Annotated in this window: 13 protein-coding genes; 4 read left to right on the forward strand and 9 right to left on the reverse strand. The window is 56.6% G+C overall.

Features of this window, described 5'->3' with window-relative positions; genetic code table 11:
- Positions 1-30: 30 nt before the first annotated feature.
- From RBH33_RS00580 to RBH33_RS00590, 3 genes are all read right to left on the reverse strand, one after another.
- Entirely contained in the window at positions 31-594 is a 564-nt protein-coding gene (locus tag RBH33_RS00580) for a hypothetical protein (RefSeq protein WP_306730172.1), read from the reverse strand.
- A gap of 192 nt (positions 595-786) precedes the next feature.
- Positions 787-2,037: a ribonucleotide-diphosphate reductase subunit beta gene (locus RBH33_RS00585; RefSeq protein ID WP_306730173.1), complete on the reverse strand. Its 1,251-nt coding sequence runs from the start codon at positions 2,035-2,037 to the stop codon at positions 787-789.
- Between the two features lie 55 nt (positions 2,038-2,092).
- A complete protein-coding gene (locus RBH33_RS00590) occupies positions 2,093-4,993 on the reverse strand; it encodes a ribonucleoside-diphosphate reductase subunit alpha (RefSeq protein WP_306730174.1) in 2,901 nt (966 codons plus the stop codon).
- A gap of 663 nt (positions 4,994-5,656) precedes the next feature.
- Between RBH33_RS00590 and purU the strand changes: the two genes are divergently transcribed.
- Complete coding sequence (purU, locus tag RBH33_RS00595) at positions 5,657-6,517, forward strand: formyltetrahydrofolate deformylase (protein ID WP_306730175.1); 861 nt, start codon at positions 5,657-5,659, stop codon at positions 6,515-6,517.
- Here the strand turns inward: purU and RBH33_RS00600 are convergent.
- Positions 6,514-7,647 carry an AI-2E family transporter gene (locus RBH33_RS00600; protein ID WP_306730176.1) on the reverse strand — a complete coding sequence of 378 codons (1,134 nt, stop codon included), beginning with the start codon at positions 7,645-7,647 and terminating at the stop codon, positions 6,514-6,516. The two genes, purU and RBH33_RS00600, sit on opposite strands and share 4 nt — an antisense overlap.
- A gap of 255 nt (positions 7,648-7,902) precedes the next feature.
- On the opposite strand from RBH33_RS00600, the gene RBH33_RS00605 reads away from it, so the two are divergent.
- From RBH33_RS00605 to RBH33_RS00615, 3 genes are all read left to right on the forward strand, one after another.
- Positions 7,903-8,322: a hypothetical protein gene (locus RBH33_RS00605; RefSeq protein ID WP_306730177.1), complete on the forward strand. Its 420-nt coding sequence runs from the start codon at positions 7,903-7,905 to the stop codon at positions 8,320-8,322.
- Positions 8,323-8,950: 628 nt separating this feature from the next.
- Positions 8,951-9,316, forward strand: a complete 366-nt coding sequence (locus RBH33_RS00610; protein WP_306730178.1) for a DUF6164 family protein — start codon at positions 8,951-8,953, stop codon at positions 9,314-9,316.
- Between the two features lie 21 nt (positions 9,317-9,337).
- Positions 9,338-9,955, forward strand: coding sequence for a methyltransferase (locus tag RBH33_RS00615; protein ID WP_306730179.1), 618 nt, complete (start codon positions 9,338-9,340; stop codon positions 9,953-9,955).
- Positions 9,956-10,086: 131 nt separating this feature from the next.
- On the opposite strand, the gene RBH33_RS00620 is transcribed toward RBH33_RS00615, so the two are convergent.
- The 5 genes from RBH33_RS00620 to RBH33_RS00640 all read right to left on the reverse strand — a co-directional run bounded on the left by RBH33_RS00620 (position 10,087) and on the right by RBH33_RS00640 (position 16,609).
- Complete coding sequence (locus RBH33_RS00620) at positions 10,087-11,766, reverse strand: carbamoyltransferase family protein (protein WP_306730180.1); 1,680 nt, start codon at positions 11,764-11,766, stop codon at positions 10,087-10,089.
- A 155-nt stretch (positions 11,767-11,921) separates the two neighbouring features.
- The gene (locus tag RBH33_RS00625) at positions 11,922-12,737 is read right to left on the reverse strand and encodes a general secretion pathway protein GspB (protein ID WP_306730181.1); all 816 of its coding nucleotides are present in this window, start codon (positions 12,735-12,737) and stop codon (positions 11,922-11,924) included.
- Between the two features lie 3 nt (positions 12,738-12,740).
- Entirely contained in the window at positions 12,741-14,477 is a 1,737-nt protein-coding gene (locus RBH33_RS00630) for an ExeA family protein (protein WP_306730182.1), read from the reverse strand.
- Positions 14,478-14,924: 447 nt separating this feature from the next.
- Complete coding sequence (locus tag RBH33_RS00635; RefSeq protein ID WP_306730183.1) at positions 14,925-15,521, reverse strand: response regulator transcription factor; 597 nt, start codon at positions 15,519-15,521, stop codon at positions 14,925-14,927.
- On the reverse strand, positions 15,518-16,609 hold the full coding sequence (locus tag RBH33_RS00640; protein WP_306730184.1) for a sensor histidine kinase: 1,092 nt from the start codon (positions 16,607-16,609) through the stop codon (positions 15,518-15,520). Before RBH33_RS00640 ends, RBH33_RS00635 begins: the two co-directional genes overlap by 4 nt.
- Positions 16,610-16,611 lie beyond the last annotated feature (2 nt).

Raw genomic sequence — 16,611 nt, forward strand, 5'->3', positions numbered from 1 at the left:
GCTGGCCAGCGCAGCTCAAAAAAGCTGTCACTACTCACCAGCTTTAGCATCTGTATACCGCGCACCCAACCCCCTAAATTTCAGAATCAGTTTGTTCAAGCCTTTGGCCTGTAAGCACAGATACAAACCGATCAAGATCTCCAGAATCGTGATGCCGCCCTGTATCAGGTAAGTAATTGTCGAATCCCTGGAGTACAGGTTGGCTAACCCTTCACTTTGTACCTTTACAAGCATACTGGCGTTGTAGAAGAGGTCGGGTATCGCCCAGGATAGGATATAAACACCAATGATCGTGAACGCCGCTATTCTCAAGTCGTCGATACTGCCGTTAAAAACCGGCTCATCGTCCTTGCTCTTAGGTAGCAACCAACGTGAAACGGTGACGGGGAATTTGATCAAAATAAAGCAGATAACAGAGAAGGCTAGGCCAACAGTTCCGTAGATAACCAAGATGTATGTGAGGTTTTCTTCTGGGGAGGAGAGCGTCCATCGATAAATCGATGAATAGGAGTCTGAAAGGTACTGAATCAGCCGGAGAATAAAGACTATTCCAACAATCCTTATTCCGATGGCCAAAATATCTATGCTTTTCATGGAGGTCTGAGTCCTTAGAAAAGTTCGCCTTAGCAAGTCACAAAACAGTTGCTCTGGCGAAGCGCGTCCTAGCTTGGGGAGTACTGCGAGCGGTTGCTCACTCGGGAAGGGGCGCTACTTCCGTGGGTTTGTGGGCGTCTGGCCATCCCTGGCCAGGAGCTTTAGAGGTTTAAACGGTGGGAGAGCGGGGAATCAATCCCAGCTCAAAGCCCCACCCGTTTGATACTCAATCACACGCGTCTCAAAAAAGTTCTTCTCCTTACGCAAATCCATGATCTCGCTCATCCAGGGGAAGGGGTTCTGGGCGCCGGGGTATTGCTCTTTCAGGCCAAGCTGCGCGAGGCGGCGGTTGGCGATGAAGTGCAGGTACTCTTCCATCATGGCGGCGTTCATGCCCAGTACGCCGCGGGGCATGGAGTCGCGGGCGTATTGGATTTCCAGTTCAGTGCCCTCCAGGATCATCTGGGTCACTTCCTTCTGGAAGCTTTCGGTCCACAGGTGTGGGTTTTCCAGTTTGATCTGGTTGATCACGTCGATGCCGAAGTTCAGGTGCATGGATTCGTCACGCAGGATGTACTGGAACTGCTCGGCGACGCCGGTCATTTTGTTGCGACGGCCCATGGACAGGATCTGGCTGAAACCGCAGTAGAAGAAGATGCCTTCAGTCACCGCGTAGAAGGCCACCAGGTTGCGCAGCAACTCTTGGTCGGTTTCCGGGGTGCCGGTGGTGAAGGTGGGGTCGCCCAGGGTTTGGGTGTGCTTCAGGCTCCAGGCGGCCTTGTTGGCTACGGAGGGCAACTCGCGGTACATGTTGAAGACTTCGCCTTCGTCCATGCCCAGGGATTCGATGCAGTACTGGTAGGCGTGGGTGTGAATGGCTTCTTCAAACGCCTGCCGCAGGATGTACTGGCGGCACTCCGGGTTGGTGATCAGCCGGTAAATGGCCAGGGCCAGGTTGTTGGCTACCAGGGAGTCGGCGGTGGAGAAGTAGCCCAGGCTGCGCATGACCAGGCGGCGCTCGTCATCGGTGAGGCCTTCTTTGCTTTTCCACAAAGCGATGTCGGCGGTCATGTTTACTTCTTGGGGCATCCAGTGGTTGGCACAGCCGTCCAGGTATTTCTGCCAGGCCCAATCGTATTTAAACGGCACCAACTGGTTGAGGTCGGCGCGGCAGTTGATCATGCGCTTGTCGTCCACCTCAATACGGGCCGCTCCCATTTCCAGCTCTTCCAGGCCGGGGGCGGGGTCCAGGTTTTCCAGCGCCGCGCGCGCCGCTGCCAGAGCGGCGTTATCGGTCGCGGTTGCTTTGGGCTGCTCAGGTGCGGAGGCAACAGCCAGCTCTGGCTGAGGCTCCGGCTGGGGTGCGGGTTGCGCTTCCTGGGCTGGCTTGGCGGCTTTGGTGTTATTGTCTTCAGCTGCGTGGAAATCATCCCAACTCAACATAAAACTTCATCCTGTTTGTTTATCTGTGTTCAAAAAAAAGTGTTAATCGCGTGTGTTACTGGCAAGCTTCGCAATCCGGCTCGTCGATGGAGCAGGCCTTGGGCACCGGTGCTGGTGCCGAAGCGCTCGCGCCCACGGGGCCAGTGCTGCCGCCGGAGGACACAGCGTTGTGCGTGCCTTGGGTCACGGTGGATTTCTCCGTGGAGCTGGCGGCCAGTGCGCGCAGGTAGTAAGTGGTTTTCAAACCACGGTACCAAGCCATGCGGTAGGTGATGTCCAGCTTTTTGCCGTTGGCGCCGTTGATGTAGAGGTTCAGGCTCTGAGCCTGATCGATCCACTTCTGGCGGCGGCTGGCGGCGTCCACAATCCACTTGGGTTCCACTTCAAACGCGGTGGCGTACTGGGCTTTCAGGTCGTCCGGGATGCGGTCGATCTTCTGCACGGAACCTTCGTAGTATTTCAGGTCGTTAACCATGACGTTGTCCCACAAGTCGCGCGCTTTCAGGTCGCGCACCAGGTAGGGGTTCACCACGGTGAATTCGCCGGACAGGTTCGATTTCACGTACAGGTTTTGATACGTGGGCTCGATGGATTGGGCCACGCCGGTAATGTTGGCGATGGTGGCGGTGGGTGCAATGGCCATCACGTTGGAGTTGCGCATGCCCTGGGTTTTCACCAGATCGCGCAAGCTGTCCCAATCCAGAGTGGTGCTGCGGTCCACTTCGATGTACTTCTCGCCGCGCTCGCGCACCAGGTTTTCGATGGAGTCGATGGGCAGTACGCCTTTGCTCCACAGGGAGCCTTCAAAGCTGGCGTAACGGCCACGCTCGGCGGCCAGTTCGCTGGAGGCTTTGATGGCGTAGTAGCTGATGGCTTCCATGGAAGTATCGGCAAACTGCACGGCGTTGTCGGAACCGTAAGGGATGCGCTGCTTGTACAGTGCGTCCTGGAAGCCCATCAAGCCGAGGCCGATGGGGCGGTGGCGCATGTTGGAGGTGCGCGCCGCGGCTACCGAGTAGTAGTTAATGTCAATCACGTTATCCAGCATGCGGATGGCGGTCTTGACGGTCTTGGCCAGTTTGTCCTGGTTGAGTACACCGTCTTCCACGTGCTGTGCCAGGTTTACGGAACCCAGGTTACACACGGCGATTTCTTCGCCGGGTTTGGTGTTCAGGGTAATCTCGGTACACAGGTTGGAGGAGTGCACCACACCGGCGTGCTGCTGCGGGCTACGCAGGTTGCAGGCATCTTTAAAGGTAATCCAGGGGTGGCCGGTTTCAAACAGCATGCCCAGCATTTTCCGCCACAGGTCCAGGGCGCGGACGGTTTTGAACAGGCGCATTTTGCCTTCGGCGACCAGGCGCTCGTATTCCTCATAGCGTCTTTCGAACGCGAGGCCGTAGAGGTCGTGCAAGTCCGGCACGTCGTTGGGAGAGAACAGGGTCCACTCTTTGTCTTCGAAGACCCGCTTCATAAACAGGTCCGGTACCCAGTTGGCGGTGTTCATGTCGTGGGTGCGGCGGCGATCGTCACCGGTGTTTTTACGCAGCTCGACAAACTCTTCGATGTCCAGGTGCCAGGTTTCCAGGTAGGCACACACGGCGCCTTTGCGCTTGCCGCCCTGGTTGACGGCCACGGCGGTGTCGTTGGCTACCTTCAAAAAGGGCACAACGCCTTGCGAGCGACCGTTGGTGCCTTTGATGTAAGCACCCAGTGAGCGCACGGGCGTCCAGTCGTTACCCAGGCCACCGGCAAATTTGCTCAGCATGGCGTTGTCCTGCATGGCACCGTAGATGCCGTGCAGGTCGTCGGGCACGCTGGTCAGGTAGCAGGAGGACAACTGCGGGCGCAGGGTGCCGGCGTTGAACAGGGTGGGCGTGGAGCTCATGTAGTCGAACGAGCTCAGCAGCTTGTAGAACTCAATGGCGCGCGCTTCGCGGTTGTCTTCTTCCACGGCCAGGCCCATGGCCACGCGCATAAAGAAAATTTGCGGCAGTTCAATGCGCACGTCGTCGCTGTGAATAAAGTAGCGGTCGTATAGGGTTTGCAGACCCAGGTAGCCGAATTGCAGGTCGCGCTCGGCGATCAGGGCTTTACCCATTTTTTCCAGGTCGAAGCTCAGCAGCTCCGGAGACAGCAGTTCCAGCTCAACGCCTTTTTGGATATAGGCGGGCAGGGCCTGGGCGTAGTAGGTTTCCATCTCGGCCTGGGTGGCGGTTTCAGCCACACCCAAAAAGCTCAGCGCCTCGGCGCGGATTTTGTCCAGCAGCAGGCGCGCGGTGGCGTAGGAGTAGTTGGGCTCTTTTTCCACCAGGGTGCGGGCGGTAATGACCAGGGAGGTGTTGACGTCCTTCAGGTTTACGCCGCTATAGAGGTTGCGCATAGCTTCATCAAGGATGGCTTTTTCGCTCACGCCGACCAGCCCGGCACAGGCTTCGCTGACGATGGTGCGCAGGCGGCCGATATCCAGAGGCGCTTTGCTGCCGTCGTCCAGGGTGACTTCCAGGGCGGGGTAATCCGGGTCCTGGCTCGGCTCATGGGAGCGTTTCTCGGCGCGCTGGCGGGCGTGCTCTTCGCGGTAGAGTACGTAATCCCGGGCGATTTTGTGTTCGCCGGAACGCATCAGTACCAGTTCAACCTGATCCTGGATCTCTTCAATATGAATGGTGCCACCGGAGGGCATGCGGCGCTTGAAGGTGGAGGTAATCTGAGCGGTTAGATTTTCCACCGTCTCGTGTACCCGACCGGACGCGGCCGCGTTGCCGCCTTCGACGGCCAAAAAGGCCTTGGTCATGGCGATGGACACTTTGCTGGGGTCGTAGGTGACCACTGTGCCGTTGCGCTTGATGACTCGCAATTGGCCCGGTGCCGTAGCGGACAGTTTGGCTGAACTGGAACCGGAAGCGTTATCCGGTTGAGCGGTGGGAGCAGGGTTGGTCTGGGTTTCTGTGTGCATGGACGTCTCCGCGTGGCTTTCCGTTGCAATTGGGCCTCGGTTAGGCCGTTGTTATCAGGCATATACCCGGCCACCGTCCGTAAGGATGGTTTGTTTGGGTATGAACTTGGGTAAAAAACACATCTGTACAGCTATTTGGCCGACGTTCGGCGCGTGTGGGGCTGTGAACCCCGAATTTTTATGCTGGTTCGCAGTGCCGAATGGCATCGGCGGGCACGCCCAGAGCATTAGTGCCTTTTGGGTTGAAAACCCTATATATAGGGGTGCTGTGCGAGTGGGCTACAAGATAATGCGGTTTGACGTTGAATGCAAGGGCGTAAGAGTGGGGTTTGGCTGTGGATAAAGTGTGGGTAAAGAGGCAGGTCAGTGGTTGTATACGTTATAGCGCCCGCGTGGCGCGGGGTGACTCTGAATCGACCCTCCGTCGCCGAAAACCAGCGGGATTAGACTTTTTAATTCTACCCCAAGGCCGTTAATAGTCCTTAAATTTGTAAACTGCACGCGTGCCGTTTCTTGCTCGCCGAGTTGCGTGTCGAAACCCCTGCCAGCCTTGAGGGCGGGGCTGGTGTATGGCCCCTCTGACTGGGTAGAATGCCCACCTATCTATGGCCCCGCGCATAGGCGCTCAGCCCACCCAACGGAAAATACCCAAAGGAAGGTTTCATGGTCGGTGTTAATGAAATTGTTCTGACTTTTAGCTGCCGGGACGCTCACGGCATTGTCGCTGCCGTGGCCGGCTTGTTTGCGGAGAAGGGATTTAATATCAAGGAGTCCTCACAATTTGAGGACGTGAACGAGCGCCGCTTTTTTATGCGCACGGAGTTTCAGTGCCCCCCCGGCTACCAGTTGGAAGAGATCAAGGCTCTGTTCGAGCCCGTGGGCGCCCGCTATGAGATGGATTGGCAAATCTTTGATGTGGACACCCGGCCCCGGGTTCTTATTGCCGTCTCCCAGTGGGGGCATTGCCTGAGCAGCCTGTTGAACAACTGGAAGAATGGCACTCTGCCTATCGATATTGTCGGCGTGGTGTCCAACCACGAGGTGATGCGCGACTTGACCGAGTGGTACCAGGTGCCTTTTCACTACTTGCCCGTGACCCGCGAGACCAAGCCGGAGCAGGAGGCGCAGATTTGGGGCCTGGTGCAGGAACAGCGCGCTGACTGCTTGGTACTGGCCCGCTATATGCAAATTCTCTCGGACGACTTGTGCCGTAAGCTAAGCGGCCGGGCTATTAATATTCACCATTCCTTCCTGCCCGGTTTCAAAGGCGCCAGACCTTATCATCAAGCCTTCGAGCGCGGGGTAAAACTGATCGGCGCCACGGCTCACTATGTGACCGCCGATTTGGATGAGGGCCCGATCATCGAACAATCGGTGGAGCGGGTGTCCCACGTTCATGTGCCTGAGGAGATGGCCGAAATCGGGCGAGACATCGAAGCGGTGGTACTGAACCGGGCGGTGCGCTGGCATGCGGAGCACCGGGTGGTGATGAATGGCACCAAGACGGTGGTGTTCTCGCGTTAATCGCTGCCGCCTGGGCTTTCCGAATCCTCGGTCTCCAGAGACCGGCTCAGGCTGGTTTTTATCTCGCCCCATACCGCAATAATAAAGGCCGTTAATGGCACAGCGAGCAGCATACCAATGATGCCCCCGAAGGTGATGCCCCAGAAAAACAGCGAGATCACCACCAGCGCCGGGTGCAGCCCCGAGTGATGGGCCATAATCTTGGGGGTGAGAAAGCCGCTTTCGATCGTTTGGACGGTGACAAACACCACTAAGGCCAGCGCCACCAGTTGCCAACTGCCCTCCGGTTGCAAATAAGCCGTGGGCAGGACAATCAATAAACCGATAACCGTGCCCAGGTAGGGAATGATATTCAGCAGCCCCAAAATGGGGCCGATCAGCAAAGCCGCTTTAATACCGATGATACTGAAACCAATGGCGTACAGGGCGCCCATGATGAGCGCTATCACCAGTTGCCCGCGAAAAAAGGCGGTAACGTAACCCAGAAACACTTGAATAAAATACAGGAGTTTCTTTTCAGTGGTTTCGGAAAATATCGACAAAACCTCTTCCGCCTGGGCTTTGAGGCCATCCCCCGAGAGCAGCGCAAAGAACAGCCATAAAGGAATAAAGGCCGCACCCACCAGCAACCCGATATAACTCATAAAGGTTTCGCCGGGCGCTTCAAACTCCGGCATTAAATCTTCCAGCACGCCATCGTCCATTTGTTCCGACAGCATGGTTACCAATCCGGGGAAGTAGAGTTCGAGCCGGGTGTACCAACTGGCGATAATATCGGGCGCCCGCTCCACCAAATCTCGCCCCTGCTGAATCACGATCGGCAAAGTGCCAAACAGTAGCGCGGAAAAAAGAATAAAAAATCCGGCCAGCAAAGTGATAGCCGCTGCGAGACGGGAGAAGTGCAAACGCCTTTGCAGGAAGACCATCACCGGGTTGAGAATCAGCGCTAATATGCCCGCAATCGCTAATGGAAAAATCAAGTTGTAAAAAAACGCGAAGGTCCGGCCGATTACCCAAATAATAGTGGCGACCAATGCAGCTAGAAGAACGCTAAAGAACACTACTGTCGTGAAACGTATCAGCCGTCGCTGCACTGGCGTAAAAAAAGAGTTTTGCTCTTGAAGGTCCACAATTCCAACCTTGGATTGAGTCTGTCATTGATGCCCAGGCTAGGGCCGTTGCCTTTAAAACTACTGTTTTTTTCAGCGTTGTTCTACCCCTTTTAACTGCAAAGCCTTCCCGGCAAAGCCTTAGGCGCCGCTTGGGGGGAGTGGTGCGCCACTTTCGATCTTGAGCATCAGTTGAAGCATCTCAGGCTCGGGTTTGACAGTCTCTGCTGAGCCGTTGCACCATGAATTGAACACGACAAACGCTCGGAGGCAAGTGTGTGGAATTTAGTATTCTGCGGTGACCTGGTAACTGGCTTTCAGCGTCAGGAAGTGGTCGAGAACTTGGCGAGTTTGCTGAGAGAAAGCCGCGAGACGGTGGCGGAGGAACTGTTTACTGGCACTGCCGTGACTTTCCGGCAAGTGGACTCAGAACAGGAGGCCCAGCAGTGGCGTACTGATTTTGCCCGTGCCGGAGCGTTACTCATGGTGTTGCCCGATGAGTCAGAGCCGGGGGGAGGGGCTTATGCCGGCGCAGACCCAGCCAATACCGATATCGAGGAACCGACCCCAAGGTCCGTCACCGCACGGCTCAGCGGCATCCGACGCCGCAATTACGCCTTTATGGTTATGGGGGCGGTTGCTTTGGTGCTGGTGGTCATCATTGTGGTAGTGCTTTCTTTGGGGCGCTTGTTTTAGTAACTGTTCATTGGGGAAGGGGGCGCGTTATTCCCGCGCAAGTGCGCTGCTGTTCCGAAAGATTTGTTTCTTCGTAAGCGAGTTCACGGGCCGCGCAGTCCGGCGTTAAGGTATTTTTCCCCCAATTCCCATTCTCGCGCCTTTCGTCATTCCCGCGGAAGCGGGAATCCATGCTGGCGTGGCGAAAAACTTCTCAAAAGCTGGATCCCCGCATTCGCGCACTGCTGTTCGGGATAATCTTGGGTAGATGGTGGAGAGCCACGTTTTGTGCGGCTTCGCACTACACTCGAAAATTAGCTGCTAGCGAGCACCTCGTAAGAGGAGTAACAGGCACTTGGGTTTGAGAAAAGAGTGCCATAGTCCGAGGCTAGTAGGGGCGTGCAGGGTGAGTGTTCAGCAAGCCTCAAAAGAGGGACCTTTTGAGGCAGTCCCCATGGATGGGTTCACGACGTTTGCTGAACACTCACCCTGCGCGGCCCGAGGGCTAGCTTACGAAGTTCTAATTCGATTATCTATTCCGGGCAGCAGTACGCGAAAGCGGGAATCCATAAGGGTGTAGGCTCAAATCACTTGTATTTCAGCTCCAAATCGGTAAAGGTAAGCCGCCTTGCTAGCGCGGAAAAAATCTATGGCCACACTGCTATTCAAACTCAACAATGTCCCCGAAGACGAAGCGCAGGAGGTGCGGGAGTTATTGGCGGAACACGAGTTCGCCACCTACGAAACTCACGCCGGGTTTTGGGGGCTGGGCGTGTCAGCGATTTGGTTGAGCGACAAATCCCAATTGCCGGAGGCGAAGGCGGTCCTAGGCGCTTATCAAAAAGAGCGCACCGCCCGTCAGCGTCAGCTCTTTCATGAGCAGGAAGCGCAGGGAGAAGTACCGACGGTCAAAGACAAGCTGTTCTCCCACCCCATTCGGTTCATCTTTATGGTATTGGCCATCATAGTGGTGGCGTCGTTTACGCTCTTGCCGTTTTTGGCGCTGATGGCGTGATGCCGCTAGGAAGTGAATGACATGAGCATGATGACGCAAATGACTGGGCTGCACGAGCAACGGCTCGATCACGTGGCTTCGGTACTGAAAGCGACCGGTGCGCGGCGTGTTCTGGATCTTGGTTGCGGCAGCGGGTCTTTGCTATACCGCTTGCTGGCAGACTCTCAGTTTGAAGAGGTGGTGGGCTTGGAGCAGTCTGGGGCTTCTTTGGCTCAAGCGCGGAGCATGCTGGCGGAGTATTTGAATGAATCAGCGCCACGTTTGAAGCTACTGTGCGGTTCCTATACCGATAAGAACGCGCACTTGATAGGTTTTGAGACGGCGGCCATGGTGGAAACCATCGAGCATGTGGAGCCGGCGAAATTATCCAAGGTGGAGTTGGCGGTGTTTGGCTACTTTCAGCCCAAGACGCTCTACATGACTACGCCGAACAGCGAGTACAACCCCCTGTTCGACCTTCCGTCCGGAGTGTTTCGCGAGCCGGATCATAAGTTTGAGTGGACTCGCGTCAAGTTTCAACAGTGGGCCAGAGGTGTGGCTCAGCGGCAGGGCTACACGGTGACGTTTTCCGGCATCGGTGACTACCACCCGGATTTTGGTCAGCCCACTCAGACGGCGTTGTTTAAGCGCAAAGAATAGCAGGCTATTGAAAAACTATCTCGGTTCTGGCTTCCTGCTTCGCCCTACCTCCTGCATCCATGCAGTCGTGCGTGGCAGCTGACTGGCATCGCCCGCCTCGAAAACGTTTATCAACAGCCTGTTAGCGCCCTTTATTTCCTAACGATAAAATCCCCCATCACTAACACATCCAGCCCGTTGGAAAAGAAACAGCGAATCGCCTGCAGCGGCGATTCCACCACGGGCTCCCCCATGATGTTAAAGCTGGTATTCAAAACCACGGGAATGCCCGATAGCTTGCCAAACTCTTCAATCAGGCGATGGTAGCGAGGGTTGGTGTCAGCGCGCACGGTTTGCAGCCGCGCTGAGCCATCCACATGGGTGATGGCCGGCAGCTTGGACTTGTATTCATCGCGCACGGCACAGACTTTGAGCATAAACGGCGCCTCTACATCGATGTCAAAGTAGCGTCTGCGCTCCTCGGCGATGGCCGAGGGTGCGAAGGGTCGATAGGCCTCACGGTGTTTCACTTCCGCATTAATTTTGTCTTTCATATCTTGCCGGGTGGGGTCCGCCAAAATACTGCGGTTGCCCAAGGCCCGCGGCCCGATCTCCATGCGCCCTTGAAACCAGCCAACGATTTTACCTTCGTGCAGAATGTCGGCGGTATCCCGGCATACATCGGTTGAGCGGGTGTAGTTCAGTTTGCATTTTTTGAGCACGGCTTCCAGGGCGTCGTTATCGTACTCATTGCCCACAAAAGGATTGCTGTGGTGAAAACGGTGTTTTTCACCCAGGATATGGTTGTAGGCAAAATAAGCCGCGCCGATGGAGGTGCCGTTGTCTCCGGCGGCGGGCATGACGTAGATGTCTTTGAAGCGGGTTTCGCGCAGTATGCGCCCGTTCATTACGCTGTTCAGGCCCACGCCGCCGGCGATCACCAAATAGTCCGCGCTCGATTTCTGTTCCAGGATGCGACACATTTTTAGTGCGCAGTTTTCCAGTACCCGTTGTGTCGCGGCGGCAACATCTTCGTGATGTTTTTCAATGGGTCCGCCTGTGCGCGGCTTGCCAAATGTATCGATGTACCGCTGGCCCAACCGGTTGTGACCGGCGTTTTGAAACTCGAAGTAGCTCAGGTCGATGTTCACTTTGCCCTGGTCGTCAACACTGACCAGCTTTGACATCTGTTCCTCAAACACACTCGGATCACCAAAAGGCGCCAAGCCCATGGTCTTGCCTTCGTCATAGTTGGGCCTGAAGCCACAAAACTGTGTCGCCGCCTCGTAGAAGGAGCCGAGTGAATTGGGAAACAGGGATTCGCTGAAACACGTTAGCTCGTCTCCTTTCATCTCGCCCAGATAGCTGGTGGACCATTCCCCGGAGCCATCCAGGGAGAGTAGGGCGGCGTGTTCGTAAGGGGACACGTAAAAGCTTCCCACCACGTGCGCCAGGTGGTGGTCAATCATATGTAATTTGGGTTTACGCGCCGGCCAGGTTTTGTTGAACCATTGGTGCAGTTGCTTTTGTTTGGCGCGGGCCCGAAACAGTTCGTGTTTTACGAAAGGCAGGCATTTGGTGCCCAGCTTGGCGCCATAGAGGATTTTTTTACCCGCGTCTTTGGTGGGGTTGATGGAAACCGCTACGTGGTCCACTTGCTCAGGGCTGATACCGGTTACTTCAAAACACTTGGCAATGGCCCGGGAGGGAAAGCTCCAAGTGTGTTTGTCGCGGGAAAAGCGCTCCTCCTCCAGTGCCACCAATAGCTCGCCATCTTTTACCAGGCAAGCGGAGGTATCGTGAAAGAAGTGGTTAATTCCCAATATGATCATGCAGCCAATCCTCTGTGCGCTGAGTGGTCCGTCGGTGGCGTCCAAGTGTGGCGCCGCTGTACCCATGGTAAGGCAGCGAAACACACGATTAAAGCCTTTTACGATATTGGGTGACAGGGAACGGTGGAACGATGCCTAGGCGGGGAAGTGCGCGCCTACATGTTGATCCAGCTGTTATGGGCCCGGAGTTTGAATTTTTGCCCTTTAAAAATCATCACTACGCCGTCGTCAAGAATGTCGTCCACCTGCAAATCTTGGCTGAGCTGGGCGCCTGCACGTAACTCGCGGCCGTTTAAAACGACGGTACTGGCTGCGCTGTCCCGGTACTGATGGTCGTTGTAGTGAATGCTCGGTATTGACTGCTGCAGGGTTCGGGGCAGCTCGTGAACCTGCGGAACTCGGGCGGCCAGGATTTCCTCGGCACGCGCTGACAGCGCTGGGCGTTCCGCCGGTTGTGCCGGTTCTGCTGGAGTGGGAGATTGAGTGGTCCGAGCCTGAGCGGGCTGCCTAGCCGCAGGTGGATCTGGTTGTACATAAAGATTACGTACGGAGGCACTGACACCACCAGCAGGTTCGTTGGTTCTCTGGTACAGGGCAACCACTTCTGCCTGTAGCGCGTTTTCGGCCGGCATGGTTACGGATTTGCTCGGTGGCTCGACCGGCAAAGCCTGGGGCTGCATCGGCTCAATGGCTTGCTCTGTGATTACCGGCTTACTGATTGGTGCGGACTCCGAAGGAGTTGGCGGAGCGCTAACGGATTGCGTATTTAAGGATAATCGAGTGGACAGGGTGACACTCAAAAAAACCGTTAGAACAATAGCCGCGATGCCCAAGGCGATCCACAGGCCGGTGCGGTTACCCGCGGGCTCCACGTAGGGTGCGGCTTGCGGTGGACTGTGGATATCCAGCCCGTTGCTGTCTTGTTGGCGCTCCTGATCGGCGCGCCTGAGGGCATCGAGAATAAATGACATAGTCTAGCCTTCCACCCTCGCCACGTGGTCGGCTTGTTCGGAGCCTGGTTCGCTCAACGGCTTTTCCAGGCCCAGTGCTTGATTGAGTCGTTGCAAGGTCATGGCGCCCACAATGCCGTCGTCGTCCAAACGTTGTTGACGTTGAAAAATTTCCACTCGTTGTTTTAGTCGAGCGTTGTACGTGCTGCGGGTCAAAGGTTCGCTTTGGTTGTCCAGCTGCGCAAACTGCTCCGCCAGCCAGCGCACGCTGTCACCGCTTTGCCCCGGGGCAATGCTCTGCCCGTAACCGGGCGGACGATACCAAAGGTATTGCACGTCTCCGGTCCATAAAGTCGCCAGCTCGGACCAGGGGATTTTACGGCTCTCTCCCTCGGTAAACAGCAGCGCGTGCTCTTCGTCCAGTCCGGTTAGGGTGGTGTAGGCACGCCGGCGCTCGGGGGTGATCAGGGTCATGACCACTGGCCGGTCTAACGTTCGAAGATCGTCCCAGGTTTGCAGCTTGCGCTGTTCGCATTGAAGCCCGGCCGATTGTGCCGCGTCGCAAGCGCCTTGTCCTATGCTGTGAGGGCGCCCCAGATGTTGGGCCAGAGCCGCTTGAGCGCTGGGCAGATCGTGAGTCCACAGCGGAGCTTGGGGCTCGTCCGGTTCGGTTGGGATCGCGTCGAGTAATGAGTTGGTGAGGTTGAGTTCTGGTTTTGGGGTGGGCTCAGTTTGTAGATTAAATGCACCCACAGCGGCCAGCGCTTCCGCGGTCATCTGCGGCTCCTGAGGTGCCTCCAGCAAAGCCGTGACTCTCTGTAGCGCGTCTCTGGGATCCTCTACCAGCACAAAGGCTGCGGTTGCGGATAAAGCAATGGCCACGCCGGCAACGGTTGCTGCCAGGGGGAAACGCCTGGGGGGCTGAGGCAGCAGATCCTGGTTGGCCGGCCGGCTGCCGCGTACCTCGCGTTCCGCCTGGGCAAATATCGCTTTGTTCAGCCGGCGGGTGTTGCGCGCATAAGCCCCCAATAACATGCGCTCGCAGATCACGTTGATCAGGCGGGGCACGCCGCCACTGAATTGATACACCTTGTGCGCAATGGCTGCTGGCACCAGCACGCGATCAGACTCCAGCCCGGCAACGGTGAGGCGATGATGGATGTAAGCGCGGGTTTCTTGCAGAGACAGCGGACGCAGATGAAAGCGCGCGGTAATGCGTTGGGATAGCTGACGCAGGGAAGGCTGAGCCAGTATGTCCACCAGTTCAGGCTGACCCACCAGGATAATATTGAGCAGCTTCGTGGTGTCGGTTTCCAGGTTGGTCAGTAGACGAATCTGTTCCAGCGCCTCGGTGGACAGCAACTGCGCCTCGTCAATGAGCAAAACCGTGTTGCGCCCCTGGGCGTGATTGTGCAGCAGGAAGCTGTGGAGGCTGTCAGTGAGGGTTTTGACCGTTTGCTGATCTGCGGGGTAGGGCGCGCGCAGTTCGTCGCAGATGCTGGATAAGAGTTCCGGTAGCGACGCCATGGGGTTGAGAATCATGGCCACGTCGGTTTGTTCGGGCAGCTGTTCAAGCAGGCAGCGCACCAGTGTGGTTTTGCCTGTGCCCACCTCGCCGGTCAGCTGGACGAAGCCACCGCTGCGAATTCCGTAGAGCAGGTGCGCGAGCGCCTCCCGGTGCTGCTCGCTCATAAATAGGTAGCGGGGATTTACAGCAATAGAAAAGGCTTGCTCTTCCAAACCGAAAAAATGGTGGTACATAGATTCGCCACGATTTTGGGAATTGAGGATGCGGGCCGGACCCGGCGGGCCCGAAGAATAGCCAGGCAGTAGCTTATAGCAAGACAGATTGAACCGGCAATGCCCGATTGGTTCCCCTCGTACGCTTGTCATTCCCGCGAACTTCGCTCGTCATTCCCGCGAACTACGCTCGTCATTCCCGCGCACGCGGGAATCCAGACTCGTGCGGGTTCAGGAAACATCAAAAGCTGGATCCCCGCGTGCGTGGGGATGACGCAGAAAATGAGCTTCGCAACGCGAAGGAAAATCGCTGGATCCCCCGCGTGCGCGGGGATGACGAGACTGGTGGAGTCCCGCAGGCAGGCGGTATGTCGGGAAATTCGTTATCCCCACAAAAGCGCAACATGCTACCGAGCTTTTTTCTCGTCATTCCCGCGAACGCGAGAATCCAGGCCTTAACGACAAGGCTTAAAGCCAGCCCTTTTGCCGGGCAATACGGGCGGCGTCCACCCGGTTGGCGGCATTGAGCTTGGCAATGGCCTCGGAGAGATAGTTGCGCACCGTGCCTTCGGTCAGGCAGAGGTTCTGGGCGATAGCGGCGGTGGACTTGCCTTCGCTGGCCATGCGCAGAGCCCGGCGTTCCTTGTCATTGAGCGGATCACTTTCGCCCAGCGCCGTCAGGGCCAGTTCACCATCTATGACCCGCTTGCCGGACATGATTTTATAGATAGCCCCGATCAGCTCCTCGGAAGGCGCTTCTTTGAGTAGAAACCCCGCCACGCCCAGGTCAATGGCACGACGAATGTAGCCGGCGCGTCCGAAGGTGGTGATCACGATGGTTTTGATCTCGGAGTTCCGGGCCTGTAACCACTGGGCCAGATCGAGGCCGGTGCGGCCGGGCATTTCGATATCGGTCAGAAACACGTCGAACTGCTGCGTGCGCAGCAGCTCCATCGCTTCGTCTCCATCGGCCGCCTGAATGATCTCGAAGCCGGGTTCCATGCCCAGCAGAGCGGCCAGGGCACCACGCACCATGGACTGATCTTCGGCCAACAAAATCCTCATTGCGGTTGCACTCGGGTCAGCGGTATGGCGATGGTAAATGAGCTTTGGGCGCCAGTGTCTATGTGCAAATCGCCGTTAAACACCGCCAACCGTTCACATATGCCGCGCAGACCGTTGCCCATTTTGATGCGCGCGTTGGTGCCGTTATCCCGAATACTGATACGCAGTTGCTCCTCTTCGCGCGCAAATGCCAGTTGGCAGTGGCTGCCACGGCTGTGTCGAAGGATGTTGGTGGTTAGTTCGGTCAGAGCCAAAATAAGCGTGGTTTCCGCCTTGGAGTTCAGCGCTGGCATCTCGCCTTCCAGGGTGACGGCGAAATTATTTTCGCGCAGTCGCTCGCACAGGGCCATGACCTCACCACTCAGGCCGCGGTGCTTGTAGCCGGAGACGGTTTCGCGCACCAGGTGCAGGCTTTCCCGGGCGATTTGATTGAGTTCGGAGAGGTGCCCCTTACCTTCGTCGATTTTATTCTGAGTGAGCAGCTTTTCAGCCAGCTCCGCCTTTAGGGCAATACTGGACAGGCTGTGGCCGAGGATGTCGTGCAGATCCCGGGCGATGCGTTCACGCTCGGCAATTTTGGCCATCTGCTGCAATTCCTCCTGGCTGCGCTCCTCTTGCAAGTGCATCTGCAGGCGTGTTCTTTCAGCGATGCCAATCAGGCTCATGGCCACCACGGCGAAGCTTCCGGTTAGGGTCAGGAAGGGAAAGGTATAATTGTGGTACAGACCCAGGGTCACACATAAAACCACCAACCCGGCTAATAGCGGTACCAAAACTCTGGGCGGATAGCACAACGCTAGGAGCAGGGCGCTGTACGAGAACATGGTATCCACACTCGGAGTGAACGTACTGGCGGCGATAGCGATGATCACGATGCCGGCGATGGGCCAGGGCGTAGGCTGCATGTCCCGCCACGAGCACCAGCGGCGGCACACCAGCAGGTAGCAAATCACAAAGCCCGCGTACGAAATTACGAACAGCCCAATTTGGATCGGGCTGTAGTCGATAAAAAACAGGGGCATGAAGTAGTAGAGACTGAATATCAGCCAGAACCAGGGCTTAATGGTGGTGCGAGATGCTTCTGACATGA

Source organism: Marinimicrobium hydrolyticum, assembly GCF_030848505.1.
GTDB lineage: Bacteria > Pseudomonadota > Gammaproteobacteria > Pseudomonadales > Cellvibrionaceae > JAVDDU01.

Bases quoted from the DNA above. Each gene is read 5' to 3' on its own strand.
- RBH33_RS00580 (WP_306730172.1), bottom strand. From the start codon at position 594: ATGAAAAGCATAGATATTTTGGCCATCGGAATAAGGATTGTTGGAATA.
- RBH33_RS00585 (WP_306730173.1), bottom strand. From the start codon at position 2,037: ATGTTGAGTTGGGATGATTTCCACGCAGCTGAAGACAATAACACCAAA.
- RBH33_RS00590 (WP_306730174.1), bottom strand. From the start codon at position 4,993: ATGCACACAGAAACCCAGACCAACCCTGCTCCCACCGCTCAACCGGAT.
- purU (WP_306730175.1), top strand. From the start codon at position 5,657: ATGGTCGGTGTTAATGAAATTGTTCTGACTTTTAGCTGCCGGGACGCT.
- RBH33_RS00610 (WP_306730178.1), top strand. From the start codon at position 8,951: ATGGCCACACTGCTATTCAAACTCAACAATGTCCCCGAAGACGAAGCG.
- RBH33_RS00615 (WP_306730179.1), top strand. From the start codon at position 9,338: ATGAGCATGATGACGCAAATGACTGGGCTGCACGAGCAACGGCTCGAT.
- RBH33_RS00620 (WP_306730180.1), bottom strand. From the start codon at position 11,766: ATGATCATATTGGGAATTAACCACTTCTTTCACGATACCTCCGCTTGC.
- RBH33_RS00625 (WP_306730181.1), bottom strand. From the start codon at position 12,737: ATGTCATTTATTCTCGATGCCCTCAGGCGCGCCGATCAGGAGCGCCAA.
- RBH33_RS00630 (WP_306730182.1), bottom strand. From the start codon at position 14,477: ATGTACCACCATTTTTTCGGTTTGGAAGAGCAAGCCTTTTCTATTGCT.
- RBH33_RS00635 (WP_306730183.1), bottom strand. From the start codon at position 15,521: ATGAGGATTTTGTTGGCCGAAGATCAGTCCATGGTGCGTGGTGCCCTG.
- RBH33_RS00640 (WP_306730184.1), bottom strand. From the start codon at position 16,609: ATGTCAGAAGCATCTCGCACCACCATTAAGCCCTGGTTCTGGCTGATA.